At 44.0% G+C, this 17,058-nt stretch carries 11 protein-coding genes; all 11 read right to left on the bottom strand.

Annotated elements, in window-relative coordinates; all coding sequences use genetic code 11:
* Positions 1 to 87: 87 nt before the first annotated feature.
* The 11 genes from R8O11_RS06705 to R8O11_RS06655 all read right to left on the bottom strand — a co-directional run bounded on the left by R8O11_RS06705 (position 88) and on the right by R8O11_RS06655 (position 16,575).
* Positions 88 to 723, bottom strand: a complete 636-nt coding sequence (locus tag R8O11_RS06705; RefSeq protein ID WP_318194013.1) for a DUF4400 domain-containing protein — start codon at positions 721 to 723, stop codon at positions 88 to 90.
* Complete coding sequence (locus R8O11_RS06700; RefSeq protein WP_318194012.1) at positions 710 to 1,270, bottom strand: conjugative transfer protein; 561 nt, start codon at positions 1,268 to 1,270, stop codon at positions 710 to 712. Before R8O11_RS06700 ends, R8O11_RS06705 begins: the two co-directional genes overlap by 14 nt.
* 9 nt (positions 1,271 to 1,279) lie before the next feature.
* Entirely contained in the window at positions 1,280 to 3,100 is a 1,821-nt protein-coding gene (traD, locus tag R8O11_RS06695; protein WP_318194011.1) for a conjugative transfer system coupling protein TraD, read from the bottom strand.
* Positions 3,101 to 3,147: 47 nt separating this feature from the next.
* Positions 3,148 to 5,298 carry a MobH family relaxase gene (gene mobH, locus R8O11_RS06690; RefSeq protein ID WP_318194010.1) on the bottom strand — a complete coding sequence of 717 codons (2,151 nt, stop codon included), beginning with the start codon at positions 5,296 to 5,298 and terminating at the stop codon, positions 3,148 to 3,150.
* 119 nt (positions 5,299 to 5,417) lie between these two features.
* The gene (locus R8O11_RS06685; RefSeq protein WP_001145412.1) at positions 5,418 to 5,891 is read right to left on the bottom strand and encodes a hypothetical protein; all 474 of its coding nucleotides are present in this window, start codon (positions 5,889 to 5,891) and stop codon (positions 5,418 to 5,420) included.
* The gene (locus R8O11_RS06680) at positions 5,891 to 6,172 is read right to left on the bottom strand and encodes an ECs_2282 family putative zinc-binding protein (RefSeq protein ID WP_095498769.1); all 282 of its coding nucleotides are present in this window, start codon (positions 6,170 to 6,172) and stop codon (positions 5,891 to 5,893) included. The genes R8O11_RS06685 and R8O11_RS06680 overlap by 1 nt, the downstream gene beginning before the upstream one ends.
* Positions 6,173 to 6,333: 161 nt before the next feature.
* Complete coding sequence (locus tag R8O11_RS06675) at positions 6,334 to 9,411, bottom strand: type III restriction-modification system endonuclease (RefSeq protein ID WP_318194009.1); 3,078 nt, start codon at positions 9,409 to 9,411, stop codon at positions 6,334 to 6,336.
* A gap of 9 nt (positions 9,412 to 9,420) precedes the next feature.
* Positions 9,421 to 11,352 (bottom strand): site-specific DNA-methyltransferase, encoded by a 1,932-nt coding sequence (locus R8O11_RS06670; protein WP_318194008.1) that lies wholly within the window; start codon positions 11,350 to 11,352, stop codon positions 9,421 to 9,423.
* A 197-nt stretch (positions 11,353 to 11,549) separates the two neighbouring features.
* A complete protein-coding gene (locus R8O11_RS06665) occupies positions 11,550 to 12,236 on the bottom strand; it encodes a DUF4391 domain-containing protein (protein ID WP_218529098.1) in 687 nt (228 codons plus the stop codon).
* Positions 12,237 to 12,239: 3 nt separating this feature from the next.
* Positions 12,240 to 15,572, bottom strand: a complete 3,333-nt coding sequence (locus R8O11_RS06660) for a helicase-related protein (protein WP_318194007.1) — start codon at positions 15,570 to 15,572, stop codon at positions 12,240 to 12,242.
* A gap of 37 nt (positions 15,573 to 15,609) precedes the next feature.
* Positions 15,610 to 16,575 carry a WYL domain-containing protein gene (locus R8O11_RS06655; RefSeq protein ID WP_318194006.1) on the bottom strand — a complete coding sequence of 322 codons (966 nt, stop codon included), beginning with the start codon at positions 16,573 to 16,575 and terminating at the stop codon, positions 15,610 to 15,612.
* Between the last annotated feature and the right edge of the window lie 483 nt (positions 16,576 to 17,058).

The raw sequence follows: 17,058 nt of genomic DNA, 5'->3' as shown, positions 1-17,058 counted from the left end.
CGAATCAAACCCACAATCGAATCAAATGATGATAGGAATAAGCCAGATATTCATATCATCCTGTCTTGGTGGCCATTAACCGAGGCCTCAAATCTTCTTCTGCAAGTGACTTAACGCCAACCCCGCCATCAATGCCAAACCGATGATCATCGACGGTAGTACCACCGGTGGAATAGCCAGCGGGGCAAACAATCCCATAAACAGCAAAATGACGCCTGAGCCCAGGATAATCATGCTGTAGCGGTGAATGATAGGGCTCGAAAAATCAAAGGTTGTCTTCTTAATCTTCCAGGTCATCAAGCCGTCCCACAACGCCGGTAACATGAGAATAAGCGCAAAGGGCAACCAGACCATCAGCAAAGCAAATCGCGTGAACACTTGGTACAACACATCAAAAAATGCCTGAATACGGTCTTCTACCCAGACAAACCAAAAGCCTCCCATGCTCTCCATCCCTTTAGAGCGCAGTCGCTGTTCTTCAGTGGGGATTAGAAAATCACGCACCGATTGCTCCATCTGCGTATCCACAACCCATGATTGATACCAGCCATGGCTAGTTTGACCAATCCAATAGCTTGTTTGAGCGCCCAACTGATTTTGGATCATCTGCTTCTCTTTACTAATGACCCGGCCAGTCCAATCACCGGGCACTAACACGCCAATGGCAATAATCTCCAGCATCAGTGCCAGACACAGCAGCCAAACCGACTTATGCTTGCTCATGCCAAACATCCTCTTCTACTCGCGCCAGCATGGCTGCAACGGTTGGCGTCATAATCCGGGCTTTAATCACTTGTTGAAGCCGCTTTGTCGTCGTATGACCACTGACATAACGCACATCGATGCGTCCTTCAGCCAAATACGCCATCCGATTTGGACGATTACGAATCCAGGAGTAGAAATACACACCATCTACGGCAGCCCACTCGAAATGGTCAGGATCACGCAGCCGAATCCCCGTTAAAGCACTGGCGGCAGTCCAGGTCAGTGCCTCAATGAAATGCCAAAGGCGTACACTGTCATCATCACAACTGACTTCTTCATAACTACCCAAGCCATTGCACAGACACAAATCAAAGATGGAATGGCCATCTAACGTGAACGCATCCGTTAAGTAGTCCGCCAAGCAATACACCGAGGCCAAAGCATGAGGCCAGTCGGTTTCAAGCAGTCTTAAGGTTTCCTTGAACTGGGGGTTATGTTGCTGCCACTGAGCGAGCATTTCTTTACTGGTAAGTATTGTCATTTTCAGACAGACTGAATGATGCATACAGACTCCTTATGCTGCCTGTGTAGAGCTGGTTAAAATAGGAATGCGGCCTTTGATCACGCGGCCACCTGAAAGCTTGGCGATGTACTCCAGGTTGGGGAGCTGGCCTAATAACTGCGGTGGAAACATATCGCCTTCTTCCTCCATCAAGCGTTCGCCATGATTGCCGGTAAACAACGCGGGGCTGTCCGAGTTGGACGACATACCTTGAGTTTGCATGATGTACTGCAACCGAGTCTTAGGCAGATTGTCAGTAATGTACTGCTGCGTTTCGGCATCCATCACCCGAAGGGCTATCAGGTTGTTGATGTTACCTAACACCTGGCGTGCCTTAGCTTCGCTGCCTGTACGAGCGGCAAAGTCAGCAAAGGTCTGAGTAGCAATCACACAACGCATTTTTGCGCCACGGCCTTTGTTGAGCAGTTGAATGAAGGGATCGTTGACGACTTCAGCCGCCTCATCGATGAAGATATTTACGGGACGATTTTCAACACCATAGTTATAGCGGTCACCGGCCACGGCGGTGAGATCGGATAAAAGCAACGAACCAATGGCGCTGCCAACCATGGCGTCGGTTAATGAATCCAAGCCGATATAGGCCACTTGGGCATTGTTGATAATACGGCCAGAATCCGTAATTAACCGGCTGTCAGCCACATCATTTGCAATCGGTGATAGCAATGGGCCTAGCTCACTTGATGTGAGCATATTCAGCACCGGCATCAGTGAGGCCACCATCTTGGAATAGTGGGTTCTGTCATGTTCAAACATGCTCAAAAGGCCTTCCAAATCGGTATTGGCGGCAATGGGCTGAATGCGTTCGTAGTAAAAAAGCAGCATCGCCATGGCTTGTTTTGCCAAGGTATTGGCCTTTTCAGTAAAGCGTTTAATCTCCACACTAAAGTTCGGATACACCTGCGCCCCCCAGGCTGTGACGGCTTTTACTACCAAGCCTTCTGGGCCACCTTCCAAGAATCGTCTCAGTGCTTTCAGATCAGGACGTTGTGACGTAAGCAACAAACCTTGCACTATGTTATTCAGTGCCATTTGGCCAAAGGCTTTAAATGGATCAGCACCGGTTTCGGATGGGATTAGTGCCGCAATACGGCTGGCAATTTCAGTGCCTCGGTTAAAGTTTCTCAGGGGATTAAGACGTACTGAATGCTCTGGAAAACCCGGATGAAAATACACAAAGCGCTCAGGACTACCGGCGGCAATACAGGCTCGCTGCGCATTATCCTTAAGTTCCTTGTCTCCCTTAGGATCAATAATAATCACGGCTTCATTACGCAAAATGGCCTGAGTGATCATCGCATCAAAGCATCGGGTTTTTCCGGCACCGGTTGTGCCGACAATTAAGGTATGGCCTTCTGTGTGACCAACTGGCTGGTACACATCTTCTTCTTTGGGCTCAACACCATGAATCCAGGTTGAACCCATTTGTTTGCCGTGACCTTGGTTAAGCAAGGTTTGCTTATCCCGCTTTAAGATTTCATAAGCGCGTTGAGCATGACGTTGGTCCCACTCAAAGCCATACCCTAACCACAATTCATCAGGATGTTTTGCCATCACTTTTTGCAAATGCGACAGCGCCATAAAAGCCAAAGGTTTGCCTTTTAATCCCTTCTGTAACTTATGAAGACGGTAAGCCTCAGGCAGGCGATACAACGCCATGCCCGAGGAAATCCCTGTCATCCACCAAAATGGCTCAGGTGGTAGCTCAGTCAGCATTTCTGCGGCTATTGCCCCAGTGGCCCCAACCAGCCAGCCTGCTGCTGCCATGGCTTCATAGTTCGTGCGCCAAGGCATCTCATATGCGTTTTCTTTCATTCATGCTCCGCAAATAACCGTTTGCAATCCGATTCATTTCAAATGGATTAACGTTTAGCGTGAGCGGTAAACAGAACCGTTTCCCCCTCATCAAACTGGCATTGGTCACTGGCCGAGATCCCCCGAAGCAGCTGTCCGGCTGGAATGCCATGCTCCTTGGCGACTTGGCGTAAGGTTTGAATCGTGACGCGAATACCATCGGCACTATGATCCACGTCTGGGTAATCGCCATCGGTCAGTAAGATGGGCAAATCTTTCACAAAATTAACCATCTGTTGCCGCTGTGCGTATTTGGGGTCTGTACTTGAGTTCGCATTGGGCGCAATCGGCGTTTGCTTACGCTCAGCTCTTGTGGCGAGCTCTTTTGCTTGGGCACTGGTTGTCTCAGTTCGACTCGGACGCTGTGAAGCCTCTTTGTTCTGAATTGCTGCCGCCGGTTCTGCGTCTTGTTTGGGAAGGTCAATCAGTGCAGTAAGCTCTTTAGAAATCGATACTTTCAGCAGTAACCCTTGCTCCTGAACTCCATCATTTGTAGTCACAGTTCTGGCTTTACGCGTCGGGTTTGCCGGATCTAGTTCAAGCCAATCTAATCGACTGAGTTCAGCAAGCAGTTTTCGGGGGGCACACCAGGGTCTTACTCCATCGGGATAGCGGATCAGTATCTGTTCACCAACCATAACCAACGCACTGCTGGCCTCTGGGAGCCACGCCAAAGGTCCAGGGAGATTAAATGCGTCTGCATCGTGCTGGTTTACGTTATTTGAGATAGCGGCGTTGTTTGAATCGTTAGGCTTTTCACATCCATCACCCGGATCATTTTCAGTTGCCTGGGGGCTATTAACGTCGCTTGCACGACTGAGTTCATCATCTTGTTCGGACGATTTTGTCGATGGCGACTCAGACGAATTGCTGTGTTCAATTGATGATGACGCTTCAGGCAAGTCTAAATGCTCACTGGAGCGACTCTGTGGCTCTGCTTGTGTTTGCTGTGTTGCTTCCCACTCAGATTTGCTAAACAGTCTCACACTACTTGGTACATTCGAGCTGAACAATAAATCGGCCTCAGATATATGCAGCATGGGTAACCAGATGGGCTTGTCGTCTTTGATCAGCACTTCAGGGGCAAGGCTTTCATATCGCTCATTCGAGGCGGATTTAGTGGCCAATCCTCGCTCAATGAGGATGTCCGCTAAAGTATCGGGATCTCTTGGTATGCCAGGTATCTTGTCTTTGGCCAACAGCTCAATGATGTCCTTAGCTGCACTTTTCCAGACCAGGTAAAGATTGGTTGATTGATTCGATTTTCGTACCCAGACTCTGGCATCTCGCTGATTAACCAGCCATTGCGAACTTGCAAGTAATCGCCTCATTGAATCAAGTAGATAGCGTTCGACTGGGACACCAAGGGCATTGTCGTCAACGGAAATTCGTTGAGCTTTCAGGTCTCGCTGTACACTGGTTTGGTCAGCTTCAATGACCAATTTAGAAAGGACATGCTCGGGATCGGTATTGCCAATTGCTTCTAGCATTGCTTGCAAAATCTCAGGGCCCGGCTGGGTTAACCAGGCGAGCAACTCAGGTGTCATCACCCGGTTTAACACCAGAATTGAGAATTGCTCGTGCCGCTTGCACCGTCCGTCGCGCCAGCGAATAAAATAACGTTCAATGCTGTTGTTACTGGTCCACTGAGATAATGTTTCTAAAAAAGGGTTCCACTGATAGCGTCCATCTTCGTCTGTAATGGACAAGTCTGAAACAGGCTTACCAATATCATGGAACAAACCGCCTAATGCCGCCGCAACACGCCACCTTGGCTCTAGCTCTTTTTTCTCAACCGGTGTGCCACTGGCAACAAAGATGATCCCTTCAGCTGCTTGTGCCGCCCAGAAAGCAACTTCCAACGAATGACGTAATAAACCACCAGCACCACTGTGATGATGATGCTCAGAAGCTGGCAACAAGTGAACATAGGACGCCAGATGATCAATGCAGGGTTGAATTAGCCTTTGAAAATCACGCTGGTTGAAGCCAAGTACCTGATGCAGTTTGGCTATTAGCTCGTCTTGTGTGGACTGCAAATCTTCAGGTGACGCAGCTGGCAACCCCTTCAGAAATGGCGGATAGCGTGGAATGTCTGTATCCAGTTGCGATGACAGCTCTGGTAGTGCTTTGGTTTGAAAAAATAGGTTTTTGAACATAGTGAACCTCCGACACGATAGTGTGAAGGTTCTTTAGCAACTGAAGATGTTAGATAGCCGAAAGAAATATGCATTTATCTGTAGTTGTTTTCGTTCTAGTGAGAAAACCGACAGTTACATTACAGTGTGGGGTAAGACAGCTTTTCATTGTAAGACTGGGCATCATCCTCCCAAACTAGCCGAACAACATGCTTTCGTTTCGTTTGCATATGAACAGCGGCTATTAGCTCAACGGCTTGATACTTTTCGAGGCTTTCCATCGGAAATTTGTCAGTCACTTCTGATTCAATAACTAAATCGTTACCTTCGGGGAACTCAATTCTGACGTTTCTTGCAGTAGCAGCACCTTTATTCCAAACCTTAAGCCGATACTTACTGCTGCCAAGTTTTATAATTGATGCACCAAGGTCAGCTTGCTTTCCTTTCAGAGCATCTTCATTTTCTTTTTCCAAGAGAATGGTGTTTAGCTTTTCTTGGCTTTCGACAAGTGACTTCTGCCTCTTATTAAAGCTGACCGTTTGCCATGTTGCGTAGCCAGATAAAAGGAAAGCTAATCCAGCTATCACATCACCTGCATCAATAGTTACTGGCATTACCTAATCCTTATATTCTTACTACCAGAAAAAGCCTTTTTCAAAGATTTACGTAGTTCGTCTTGAGCGTCTTTTAAAACTTCTTCCTTGATTTCAGAAAGGTGCTCATCAATATTTTCGCTATTCTCTTGAATAAGCTCATCTTTATTGAACTCTCGGCCACAAGATGCACAAGTCATTACTTGTATTGTTTCATCGCGACCGTCTTCGTAGGAAAAGTCCGAACAACCACAAGTCGGGCAAAGCAAGCTTATGCTTCTATTGTATTTTTCAGGATTCATGCTATTTCTCCGTCACGTAAACAGCCATACTTAAAATTTAACCGCATGAGTGAGCGACATTTAGACTCAATCTGCTGGCTGAATCTTCCAATTATTGTTATGAAACTAAAAGTGAGCTGTCAGCCAGATGAACTGACAGCCCGATATAAAAACGAAAACAACTAGCCGCTTACGACTTCCATCAATTTCGAGTAACTCGTTACAACATCATATTTGACATTTTCACTCGTTATCTCTGCATTAATTTTTTCAAAGAATTTCCTAGCACATTCAATCTTGCGATCTTCTATGCCACGCAATTCAAGCGAAGACATCGTTCCTTTAGTCTCAGCAATAAAGTAAATGTGTTTAACACTTCCTTCTTTGAAAGAAATAGCCCAATCAGGGTTGTAGTCGCCAACAGGCGTCGGTATCAGAAAACCACGAGGCAGTTTTGCATAAACCACGACTTCTTTGCTTGTATCGAGCTCGGTAACAAAGTCCCGCTCAATACCTTGTGAATCGACGACTACATAATCATAAATATGCTTATTAACGCCACTAACGGCTTTTGTCATATCTGTGATTTTTTGCTCTGCCGTGAATATATCAACATCATAAGATTCGTTCGTTGGATCATATGATAGCTTCTCGATAATCACAGATGCCTTTTGCTCTTTCACAAGGCGTGAAGCTTCAGCGAGAAAATGCTCAGGGTTTTGCTTAAATTGTGCAAATACTACAGGTTCTATACCCATCAGTATTTCGGCGACTGTTTTGCGAGTCAGCACACAATTTTCAGCCAACTTACCAACCAAGTCATAACGAACAGCAGAATGAATGCTCGATTGATGAGTTTCAGTCTCAGTGTTTTTCACCTTGAAACTTTGTCCAGCTTTGAGTTGTTCGTCGGTAATGCCATCCAATTGAACACCATCTTGAATGGTGTATTGAAGAGGCGTTACCTTAAGTTCTTTATTGAGTACCCGAATACAATTTTTAATCAACTCAGATGAATCAAAATCAACCTTATAAACCGCTTTGCGATTGATTTTGTGCCAAAGCTCCTGAAACTCTTTCTTATCAAAATTAGCATTCAACGGATTGTTTTTAGGTTTACGATCATCACCAACACCTGGCAATTGCGCTTCACTATAAACACCGTCTATCAGCGTCAATATTTGCTCTCGGTAAGGCTCTAACTCAAGAGGCATTGGCGCTAACTGTCCACTAGCCTTAGCCTGGTGGAATGATGACGCGATTGAATCGTCAGCTTCATTGGTATAATCATTTTTAAGCAAATACTTATAAATTTGCTTAGCCATGACAGGTGTTACTTCTACAGGTCCATCAGCAGTTGTAATTGTCTTACCCGTAAAATAAGCTTCATCTGCTTTTCTAGGTCTCGCTGAGAGAGACTCGCTGATTTCTTTTTGTAGATTCGTGACAAAGTCTTTATAGCTTTCACTTGCAATCACCGACAAGACATTAATTTCATGCACAGTTGCCGGATGATCTTGTCTGTCACCATGTTTATTGACGGCCAGACGTAAACCACGTCCAACTTCTTGACGACGAGAGATAGTATTGTCGCTGTGTTTCAACATACACATGACAAATACGTTTGGATTATCCCACCCCTCGCGCAAAGCCGAGTGTGAAAAGATAAATCGAGTAGGCTCTTCAAACGAAAGTAACTTTTCCTTATCTTTTAAAATCAAATCATAGGCATCTACATCGTCTGATAGCCCGGCATCTTCACCACGGACTTTAAAGCCTGGGTTCTGAAGACGATTTGATTTCTTATCAATTGAGAAGTAACCATTATGCGTTCTAGAGCCTTCAATGGCCGATAGATAGGCTTTATAGGCATCAGTCTGCTCACTGGGTAAAAGAGACAACTCATCAAGATACTCCTGTACAAGTAAAGAGTACTCTTCTTCAAAGACACGAGCATAATCACCTTTCTCATCGGCTTGAGAGTAGTCTCTATACTTTGCGACTTCGTCAATAAAAAATAGAGAGAGAACCTTTATACCTTGGCTGAAAAGAGTTTTTTCTTTTTCTAGGTGCGCTTTAATTGTCTCGCGGATCTGTATTCGGCGAATGGTCTCTTCGGTCACGTCTCCCGTGGCATCGCCCGCGGTTAAAACATGGCCATTTTTGAATTCAACCGTGTCGTTAATCGCGTTGACATCAGTAACCACAAAGTCACGGTACTGGTCCAGACCATTGCTAAGATCAAAAAGATTATCGCCCTTAGTGACCTTCTTAGGTAAACGTTTAATGGCATTTTGTTGTTTAACTTCGATCTCAATGCGAGCCACTGGCATTTTTTTCGAGATCTCGATGGATTCCAGATATAGATAGGCTGTCGTTCCCGCCAAGCCTTTTACTGAAATACCACGAACGGCAATTTTCTTAACCAGCTTATTGTTATAAGCGTCAAGCGCATCCAAGCGATGCACTTTATTATGTGTTGTCTTATGCGTGGCCGAATATCGAAGTACCATCAGTGGTTTGAATTTGGCTAAGGCATCTAATGTCTTCTTGCCTTCCATCTTCTGCGGCTCATCCAAAATCAGGATTGGACGGTTTGCACTAATAACATCAATAGGACGCCTAGACTGGAAGTCATCCAACTCTTCATAAATACGTCGATTGTCTTTTCCTGACGCATTAAAGGCTTGAATATTAATGACCATGACATTGATGCCACTGTCAGAAGAAAAACTCTCTAACTGGTGCAATTGTTTCGAGTTATAGATAAAGAACCGTGCCTTTTTACCGTCATAGTTTTGAGCAAAATGCTCACCTGTGATTTGCAGCGACTTGTAAACACCTTCACGAATGGCGATGCTAGGCACAACGATAATAAATTTGCTCCAGCCATAGCGCTTATTCATCTCAAAGATGGTTTTGATGTAGCAATATGTCTTACCAGTACCGGTTTCCATTTCAACATCGAGATTAATCTTAGAGCTGGCATTGCTGACTAACGCTTCTGAAACAGGGAGGTTCTGCCTACTTTGAACACCATGTATATTTTGCAATAACTGCGATTCAGTGATCGCGAGTTCAGCATTTTTAAAACCATCCTGGTCGCTCATATCCCAGCCAGCATTACCAAATTTATCTTTGGCAACACCAGGATCGATTCGGTAGGTTACGCCGGAGGTATTAGATTGCCCCGCAAAGCAGTCAACAACCGACTCTACGGCAACAGTTTGATAAGGTTGGACTTTGAACTTTAACTTCATGCTCCCTCCTTATATCGCTTTAACTTCAGTATGTGGCGACACTTGCTTGAAAATCTGCACAGCATTGATTTTTACTGCATCAGACTCAAAGCCGTCGTCACGGAACACCACACGAAGTGGTTCTTTTGTGGCTAACTCTTTAATCAAAGCTTCATTTATGCGCAGGTCAAAACAGGCCACCAGTGCATCATCATCGACAAAGAATACCGATTTACCTTGAATCGTTTCTTTTCTAATTGGCAAGGTTAAATCGACGCCCCAATCAAGTAGAACTTGAAAGAGTAAATCTTCATCAGTGCGGTCTGCTTTAATATTATCCACCAATAAGTCTAACGAACCCTGAGTAACTTGATCTGGAGAGTAGTAAACATCTGCCATATTAGATGTATCCACTTTAAGTACTCGGAATCCAACGTCCTTATTCCAGTCTTTGTGGCACTCGCCTTCTAATATTTTTGCGCCAGCTCGGCGAATGCGTTCTTTAGAAATCTCAGCAATGGTTTTATAGCCTGCTTTGTAGGCTTCTGACTTTTTATCACACTCTTCGGGCAACTGAACCATGATAAATTTTCGGCTACCGCCATCTTCAGCGTTAAGCTGCATTACTGCATGGGCTGTTGTGGCAGAACCAGCAAAGAAATCTAACACAATATCTTGCTTAGTATTTGAAACCAGACTTAACAGAAACTTGATAAGTTTTGTAGGTTTCGGAAAACTCATTACCTTAGAGCCAAATAGTGTTGTAACTTCATCACCACCAGCTTTCGTACCGCCCACCTCTGAAGAAGAGACTACCGTTTTAGGATGAACAGTTCCTCTCTCTTTTTCATAAAATAAAATACCTTTCGAATTAAAGTAAAAACGAATAACCTTTTGCCCTTTTGAATCAACAGTGTCTTGACCCTTTAACCACTGTAATACTTGATTCTTCATTGCCCATCCAGCTTTTAGTGTTACATCTTCTGCTAAAATCCCATTTTCAAATCTTAATTTCCCAGACGTAACATACTGCTTTTCTGAACCTCCAAGTTCATCTTCAAATGTAATATCGCTTTCTTCACACTCGATAGTACCCTTCGGAAAAAAAATTTCACTCGCTGGATTGGCGGCTGAAATTTTCTTCAAAGCTCCATGCTTGATAGTGCCGCCTGACTTATCAATAAAAAATTGCAGATTTGACTTACTTTTTGAAAAGGCGACTATTGATTCATGTGAGCGGGTGAAGTGACCGGCTTGAGGCCCACTTGAGAGATGCCATATTAGCTCTGAAAGGAAATTTTGTTCTCCAAAAACCTCCTCGCATATTTTTCTTAGATTGTGATTTTCGTTGTGATCGATACTGATGAATACCACACCATCATCTGATAACAAATTTTTAGCTAGCCGTAATCTAGAATAAACCATGCTGAGCCAATCGGAATGGAACCGACCATTAGTCTCAGTATTAGCCTGTAGCCGATTGCCAGTCTCGTCTACCTGGTTCGATTTTTTTAAGAACGATTCAGAATTTTCGGAAAAATCATCTTCATAGATAAAATCATTACCGGTATTATATGGTGGATCAATGTAAATCATTTTAACCTTGCCTAAATAGGTTTCTTGCAGCATCTTTAGCGCATCAAGATTATCACCTTCAATAAAGAGGTTTTCAGTGGTGTCAAAATTGACACTTTCTTCTCGAAAAGGTCTTAAGGTTTTTGCAATAGGTGCATTCGCTGTTAGTAGTGCTTCTCGCTTACCGGGCCAGTTCAGCTGATAACGTTCTTGCGGCCCTTCAACGATTGAATTTGACAGCTCTTGTTTAATTTGGTCAAAGTCAATGGCTAGCTTTACTTCTCCGTTAGCCCCTTTTGATTCCGTCACGCAGTTTGGAAACAACGCCTGAATTTTCTCTATGTTTTGCTGCGTCATGTCGGGGCTGTGCATCTTTAATTTATCCATGTGTTTTACCTTTTGCGTGATGCCTTACATATCGCCGTCATATTTGTCGCGGTAGCGTTGTTGACTTCGTTCATTCACCCCAATCACATAGAAAAACTATGCTCAGGGGTTCATTCACTTGTCGACTAGCTACCACACCAACTATTTAGGCCATAATGAAAGCGGGCACTATTTAACTGATTAAAATTGTTTATTCTTTATGCGAGTAATTCTTCAAGCTCGCACCTTAAATTCTTTAACTGCTTATTGAGCTCAACCTTGCGGTTAAACTGTTTCTCAGCATGAACCTTCTTCTTATATTGCGAGATTTGCTTTTCCAATGCCTGAATTGCCATCAAGCGTTCAATGACCTCTTCAATACTCTCTGCGGTTCGTTTGGGTATGGGTAACAAGCGAGCAAGAAGCTTTTGATACAGCTCTTCCATATCGATTGCAGTTGGCAAACCCAATACTTCAGAAGTTACTGTTGATGCATTAACTAAATAGAACGTTTCTGAGAACAAATAACGGCTACAAACCCATTTGGCCTGATCGTTCTCTGCCTTACGCTTATAGCAAGCGGCGTAATGGCCTTGCTCACCACTAGCACCCCATACCTCAAATAGAATGGGAAAAGGTATGGCCAAATCAATCGCTTTAAGTACGCTGTCGTCTATCGAGTCACCTTTAAGCTTCACACTGAAAACCTGTATTTCACTGACCTCACTGGTTTGGGGAATATTCAGCGTGCTAGGCGATAGCTTGTAAGCCCAAAGAATTTGATCTACTTGCTCAACAAAAAGTGACTTCAACCCAGTGGTTGCCGCGCTGTGCTCATATATTTTGTTCTTAGGCACGACTCGACCGAACTTTGCGTTGTCAGGAAATATCCAAGGTGAGTTCATAAACTAGCTAACCTCATCCTGAGCACTATTCTCCATCAGATGCTTTTGCTGGATCACAATAAATGCCAGCAATTCAAAGTCATCAAGCCCGGCAAATGTATTCACTAAAGCAGAGGTAGCGCCACCACTGAACAAACTATCAATATCTTTTTCTTCTTTAACTTCAACCATGCTTTTTATGGCATCGGTTAGAAGGTGAGAGTAACGCTGCATATCTCGACCGTCTTGTGTTAGGCGATTAAATAACGCACAAATATCACTGAGCGGCTCTGTTTGCCCTTTGCAGCTACTGCGGATTAAATCTAATAATCTCTTTACCTCAAAATGATTAGCGACGATGTGCCCCTCATTCGATACATAGACAAGGTAATAAGGGTGGAGCCTGTTTTGCAGATCTCTATCGATACTGTTATTGACGTTTTTCAGCGCAAACACCACGCCAGGCAATAACCCTAATTCTGGCTTAGCTTCAACCACCGCATGCATGCCACTTGGTGCGTTTCTTGGTTCGCCGTAGAGTTTCATTAAATTAAGTAGGTCCATCCGAAATTCGTTTAGACCTAGATCGGTGATAGAAACCCCCGTTTTTAAATCTTCAAGCTCAATGACTTCTTCTTGCAGCTTCTTTAACTGCTCTTTACGATACGACACATCGTTAGCTTGACTACTTAAGACGTTATCATCACCGGTCGCTGTCACGTCAACAATCGTCATTCGACTTTCAACACGTTCTTTTAAGTTGATGTACTCATCCAGCGATATATCAGGCCAGTAGTTAACTAACTGAATGCATTTATTCGGCGAGCCAATACGGTCAACTCGCCCAAAGCGCTGTACAATCCGAACTGGATTCCAGTGAATATCAAAGTTAATTAAGTAATCGCAGTCCTGTAAGTTCTGTCCTTCAGAGATACAGTCTGTAGCAATCAACAAATCGATTTCAGCGGGTTCATCGGGTAATACACTGGCTTTCGATTTGGAAACTGGCGAAAACAAGGTGAGCACTTCTTGTGTGTCGTAACCTTTTCGTCCGGTTTTTAAGGTGGTCTTAGGTAAACTGGCACCACCAGTGATCATCGCAGTATGGATTCTATGCTCGCTTAACATCACAGGTGACAACTGCTCGTACAGATATTGAGCGGTGTCCGCAAACGCCGTGAACACAATGATTTTCCTGTTTCCAGGATTTATCGGATTATTTATTTTTGCAGCAATATGTGATTTCAGATGCTGCAACTTGGCATCTTCTTCTGGCTTAATTTTGCTAACAGAATCTAGTAACCCTTTGATCAGCTCCAAATCGCCATCTAAATCCTGCTGCCAGGATGGAAGATCCATATCCATTAGCTTAATTTTGATTTTGTTACCGATTTCCATATCGTGATAAGAAGGCAAATCGTCTTCATCTGCTTCAATAGACTCTAGCGCTTCAACGAGACTGCTCACTTCGGTTTGCCCGTCTCGCTTATAGAATTCGTCGATAATACCTAGAACACGAACATGGTTATCATGGAGAGATTGCAAGGTGCTTCTGAACGAGTATACGGAGCTCTCAAGACGCTTTAGAAGGTTGGTTGTCATCAGTGCAACTAAGCTTTTTTCACGGTCGCTTTGCTTTAACTTACCTTTTCCGCCTTCAACTTGCGTGTCATACATCTCCTCGTATTTCTTCAATCTACTCGGGAGGATATAACTCACTGGCGCATAAACAGATAGTTTGAGTAGCTTAAGCTGTTCAAAGATCTCATTCAGGCTAACTACATCCGAACGAGTAGTAAGCGGACAATGAAACGAGATTGGCTTGTTACGTTCAGGGAAATGGCCAATATCTGTTGTGTCGTAGAATGTTGTGATGTGCTTTCGTGAGCGAGCGATAGTGACGCTATCAAGCAGTTCAAAAAAGTCAAAATCCAAGGCATCGAGAATGGCTTTAGCTGTTCGCGTCTCTGGGTCTAGTTTGGACCAAGCGTTAAATGCGGCTTGTGCTTGGTTGAATATCTGTTCCACGCTTTTTGTGGTTTTAAGATGCTTTGTGAGATTGCTCGACTCGCCTTCATAAGCTAGCGCAAGCTGGTTTCTTAAGTCAGTAAATCTATTATTCACTGGTGTCGCTGATAGCATCAGCACCTTGGTTTTTACGCCAGCGCGAATAACTTTATTCATCAGTTTCTGATATCGAGTTTCTCGATCTTTCACTGCATCGTTATTTCTAAAGTTATGCGACTCATCAATGACGACCAAGTCATAGTTACCCCAGTTGATTCTATTTAACGGAGTACCGAAGGATTCGCCAGAGGTTCTGCTCAAATCTGTGTGACACAAAACATCGTAACTAAAACGGTCTTTAGCAAAGATATTTGTCTTTAAGTTTCGATTAAAGTTGAGCCAGTTATCCGCTAACTTTTTCGGACATAGAAGCAGCACAGATTTGTTTCTGAGCTCGTAATACTTGATGACGGCTAACGCTGTAAATGTTTTACCAAGACCAACACTATCAGCCAGAATGCAGCCGTTATAGGTCTCTAACTTATTGATAATCCCAGTCGCGGCATCTTTTTGGTAGTTAAATAACTTGTTCCAAATCAAGGTGTCCTGATAGCCGGTTCGATCATTTGGTAATACATCCTCTGTAATATCATCAAGAAATTCATTAAAAATATTATACAAAATAATGAAATAGACTTTTTCGGGCGAGTTTTCTTGGTAGACAGATTCTATATGCTCGCAAATGGTTTTAGTAACATCTTGAAGTTTCGCAGGATCTTTCCAAATTTGGTCGAATAACTGTAAGTACTGCGCTGTGAAATTTGGCTCATCGATTTTTTGCACAAAATTCGAAATAGCATTGCCTCGCTGATACCCTAGATCAACCGCCGTAAAACCGCTAACCGGAGCAAAAACTGCACTTATTGCATCTGCTTGCTGTCTAGACGCTTCCGTCACAACAAACGACTGCATTGGAGAATCAGTTTTGTTTGATTTGAATGTCGCTTTCTTTCTGATCCAGTTTGCACACTCTTTGGCGATCGCCTTTTGAGTGAGCTTGTTCTTTAACTGTATTTCAAAGTCAGTTCCGTAAAGGCTGCGTTCACGCCCTGCTTTGGGAATAAAGAACTCTCGTTTTTCTTTTTTGAATTTATCGGTAACTTCATCTGCGACAAAAGTAGGTGATGTGAAGATGAACTCAAGTGAGTCTATCTTCGCTAACTCCTTTTTGAGAGCCTCATACGCATAAATAGAAAAGCAAGACGCAGCAATCTTTAACTTTGTATTCGGTGTCAGCGTCTGTTGAAGCTCGTCACCTAATAGATTGTTAAGGTTATCGATTATTTTCATCAAAATTTATTCCCTGCGCCAAGTTCGTTTTTGTGCATTAGTTACCAAGTTCTTTTTCAATCCCTGGAGCTAGCATGATGTTTTTAACTCCATAAAGTGTTGCTCTGTTCTTTAAATGCAATTGAGTTCCACCATCTTTTAGTGTGGCGTTGGAAGAACAATCCACATGCCATTGTCTGAGTAAATAGCCTGCCGTTGCCGCTCTAATCTCAACCTTTAGAACGCCACCCGCCATACCATAATCCAGTTCAATCGCTTCGCTGTGCTCAATACGAGGATGCGGCACTAACTCCAGCTCTACAAAGCGGTTCCATTGCCGGTCTTGGGTTTCGAGCTCGGTTTCAGATAAAGTGGAGTCTTCAACCACAACCGCTGCTTTAATTCGGGTCAGTACAAAGTCTCTGAATTCACCATGTTTGCGGTCAAAACCACGAACATGCCAACGCAGGCCATTGTCCACCAGCGTATGCGGTACAATTTCACGCGTGGTTTCACCGCTCGATAACGACACATAGGTGATACTCAAGGCTTTGCCTTTGTGTATAGCCTCGGTGACTTTCGCCACTATCGATAAGCTCGGCTTGTTAAGGTGATAAAGCGCTTCACACGCAAGAGGTGGTTTTACCTTTCCAGTAAAGCCATCACCGTACCCTTGGCTAATGGTTGCCAGTGTTCTCACGACGTCATAGTCGAACAAGGGCTCAAAAGCTTCACCACGCTTATGCAACTTGAGCTTTTGGTCATACTCAATGTTGCTTGGTGCAAGCTCTCGGTACATTGTGAAGTCTTTCGTTGCCTGAGCGGCGGCTATACTGAAGCGATCAACTAAATCCGCTCGCACCGCTTCGCCCTTAAATAATAAGGTGAAATCGATGTGGGCAATGCGATCCCTGGTTGCTTGTGGCAACTGCGCTATCTGCGAAAGCCTATCTGGCTTTCCTTTCGCGCCTTCTTTAGCGAGTGAACTCGCTGGTACCGTTTGTTTCAGACCATCATTTGTCATGCGTCTTGTTTATCCAATTCAACCAGGTTCTTAAAACTCTGTTTATAAAGTACGGACCGACATCGCGTCATCACATTGAAAAGCGTCACTCAATGCTGCTCTTTATCCGCAATGACTAATCAATCTCTATTGGTTGAAGCTAGACAGATGGCCATAAAACACTGAATAGGCTTCAACCTAATTAATTTTATTAGGTGTCATCCTATCACAAATTATTTTGTAGGGAAGACTAAGCGGCAACTTTTTGATCTGGATTGCAATTGCCGCTCAGGTATGGGCGCAAAGACATTGTTTTGTGCCATTGTTGATAGCCGCTATCAATGCGCTACCCGAACCAATGGCACCACGATGTACCCTGCCTACTTGCAGCCGCAGCGGTGTTACCTGCATTCGCTCACCCCCATCACATAGAAGATCTATGCTCATGGGCATTCGCTCACTTGCCGCCTAGCTGCAACACCAAGTAGTTTGGGTATAACGTAA

The sequence above is a fragment of the Vibrio sp. 1288 genome (assembly GCF_033344475.1).
Note: the sequence above shows the minus strand (reverse complement) of the source record. Positions and strands in the feature narration are given on the sequence as shown.

Coding starts and splice junctions, on each gene's coding strand:
- R8O11_RS06705 (WP_318194013.1), bottom strand. CDS start 723: ATGAGCAAGCATAAGTCGGTTTGGCTGCTGTGTCTGGCACTGATGCTG.
- R8O11_RS06700 (WP_318194012.1), bottom strand. CDS start 1,270: ATGCATCATTCAGTCTGTCTGAAAATGACAATACTTACCAGTAAAGAA.
- traD (WP_318194011.1), bottom strand. CDS start 3,100: ATGAAAGAAAACGCATATGAGATGCCTTGGCGCACGAACTATGAAGCC.
- mobH (WP_318194010.1), bottom strand. CDS start 5,298: ATGTTCAAAAACCTATTTTTTCAAACCAAAGCACTACCAGAGCTGTCA.
- R8O11_RS06685 (WP_001145412.1), bottom strand. CDS start 5,891: ATGCCAGTAACTATTGATGCAGGTGATGTGATAGCTGGATTAGCTTTC.
- R8O11_RS06680 (WP_095498769.1), bottom strand. CDS start 6,172: ATGAATCCTGAAAAATACAATAGAAGCATAAGCTTGCTTTGCCCGACT.
- R8O11_RS06675 (WP_318194009.1), bottom strand. CDS start 9,411: ATGAAGTTAAAGTTCAAAGTCCAACCTTATCAAACTGTTGCCGTAGAG.
- R8O11_RS06670 (WP_318194008.1), bottom strand. CDS start 11,352: ATGGATAAATTAAAGATGCACAGCCCCGACATGACGCAGCAAAACATA.
- R8O11_RS06665 (WP_218529098.1), bottom strand. CDS start 12,236: ATGAACTCACCTTGGATATTTCCTGACAACGCAAAGTTCGGTCGAGTC.
- R8O11_RS06660 (WP_318194007.1), bottom strand. CDS start 15,572: ATGAAAATAATCGATAACCTTAACAATCTATTAGGTGACGAGCTTCAA.
- R8O11_RS06655 (WP_318194006.1), bottom strand. CDS start 16,575: ATGACAAATGATGGTCTGAAACAAACGGTACCAGCGAGTTCACTCGCT.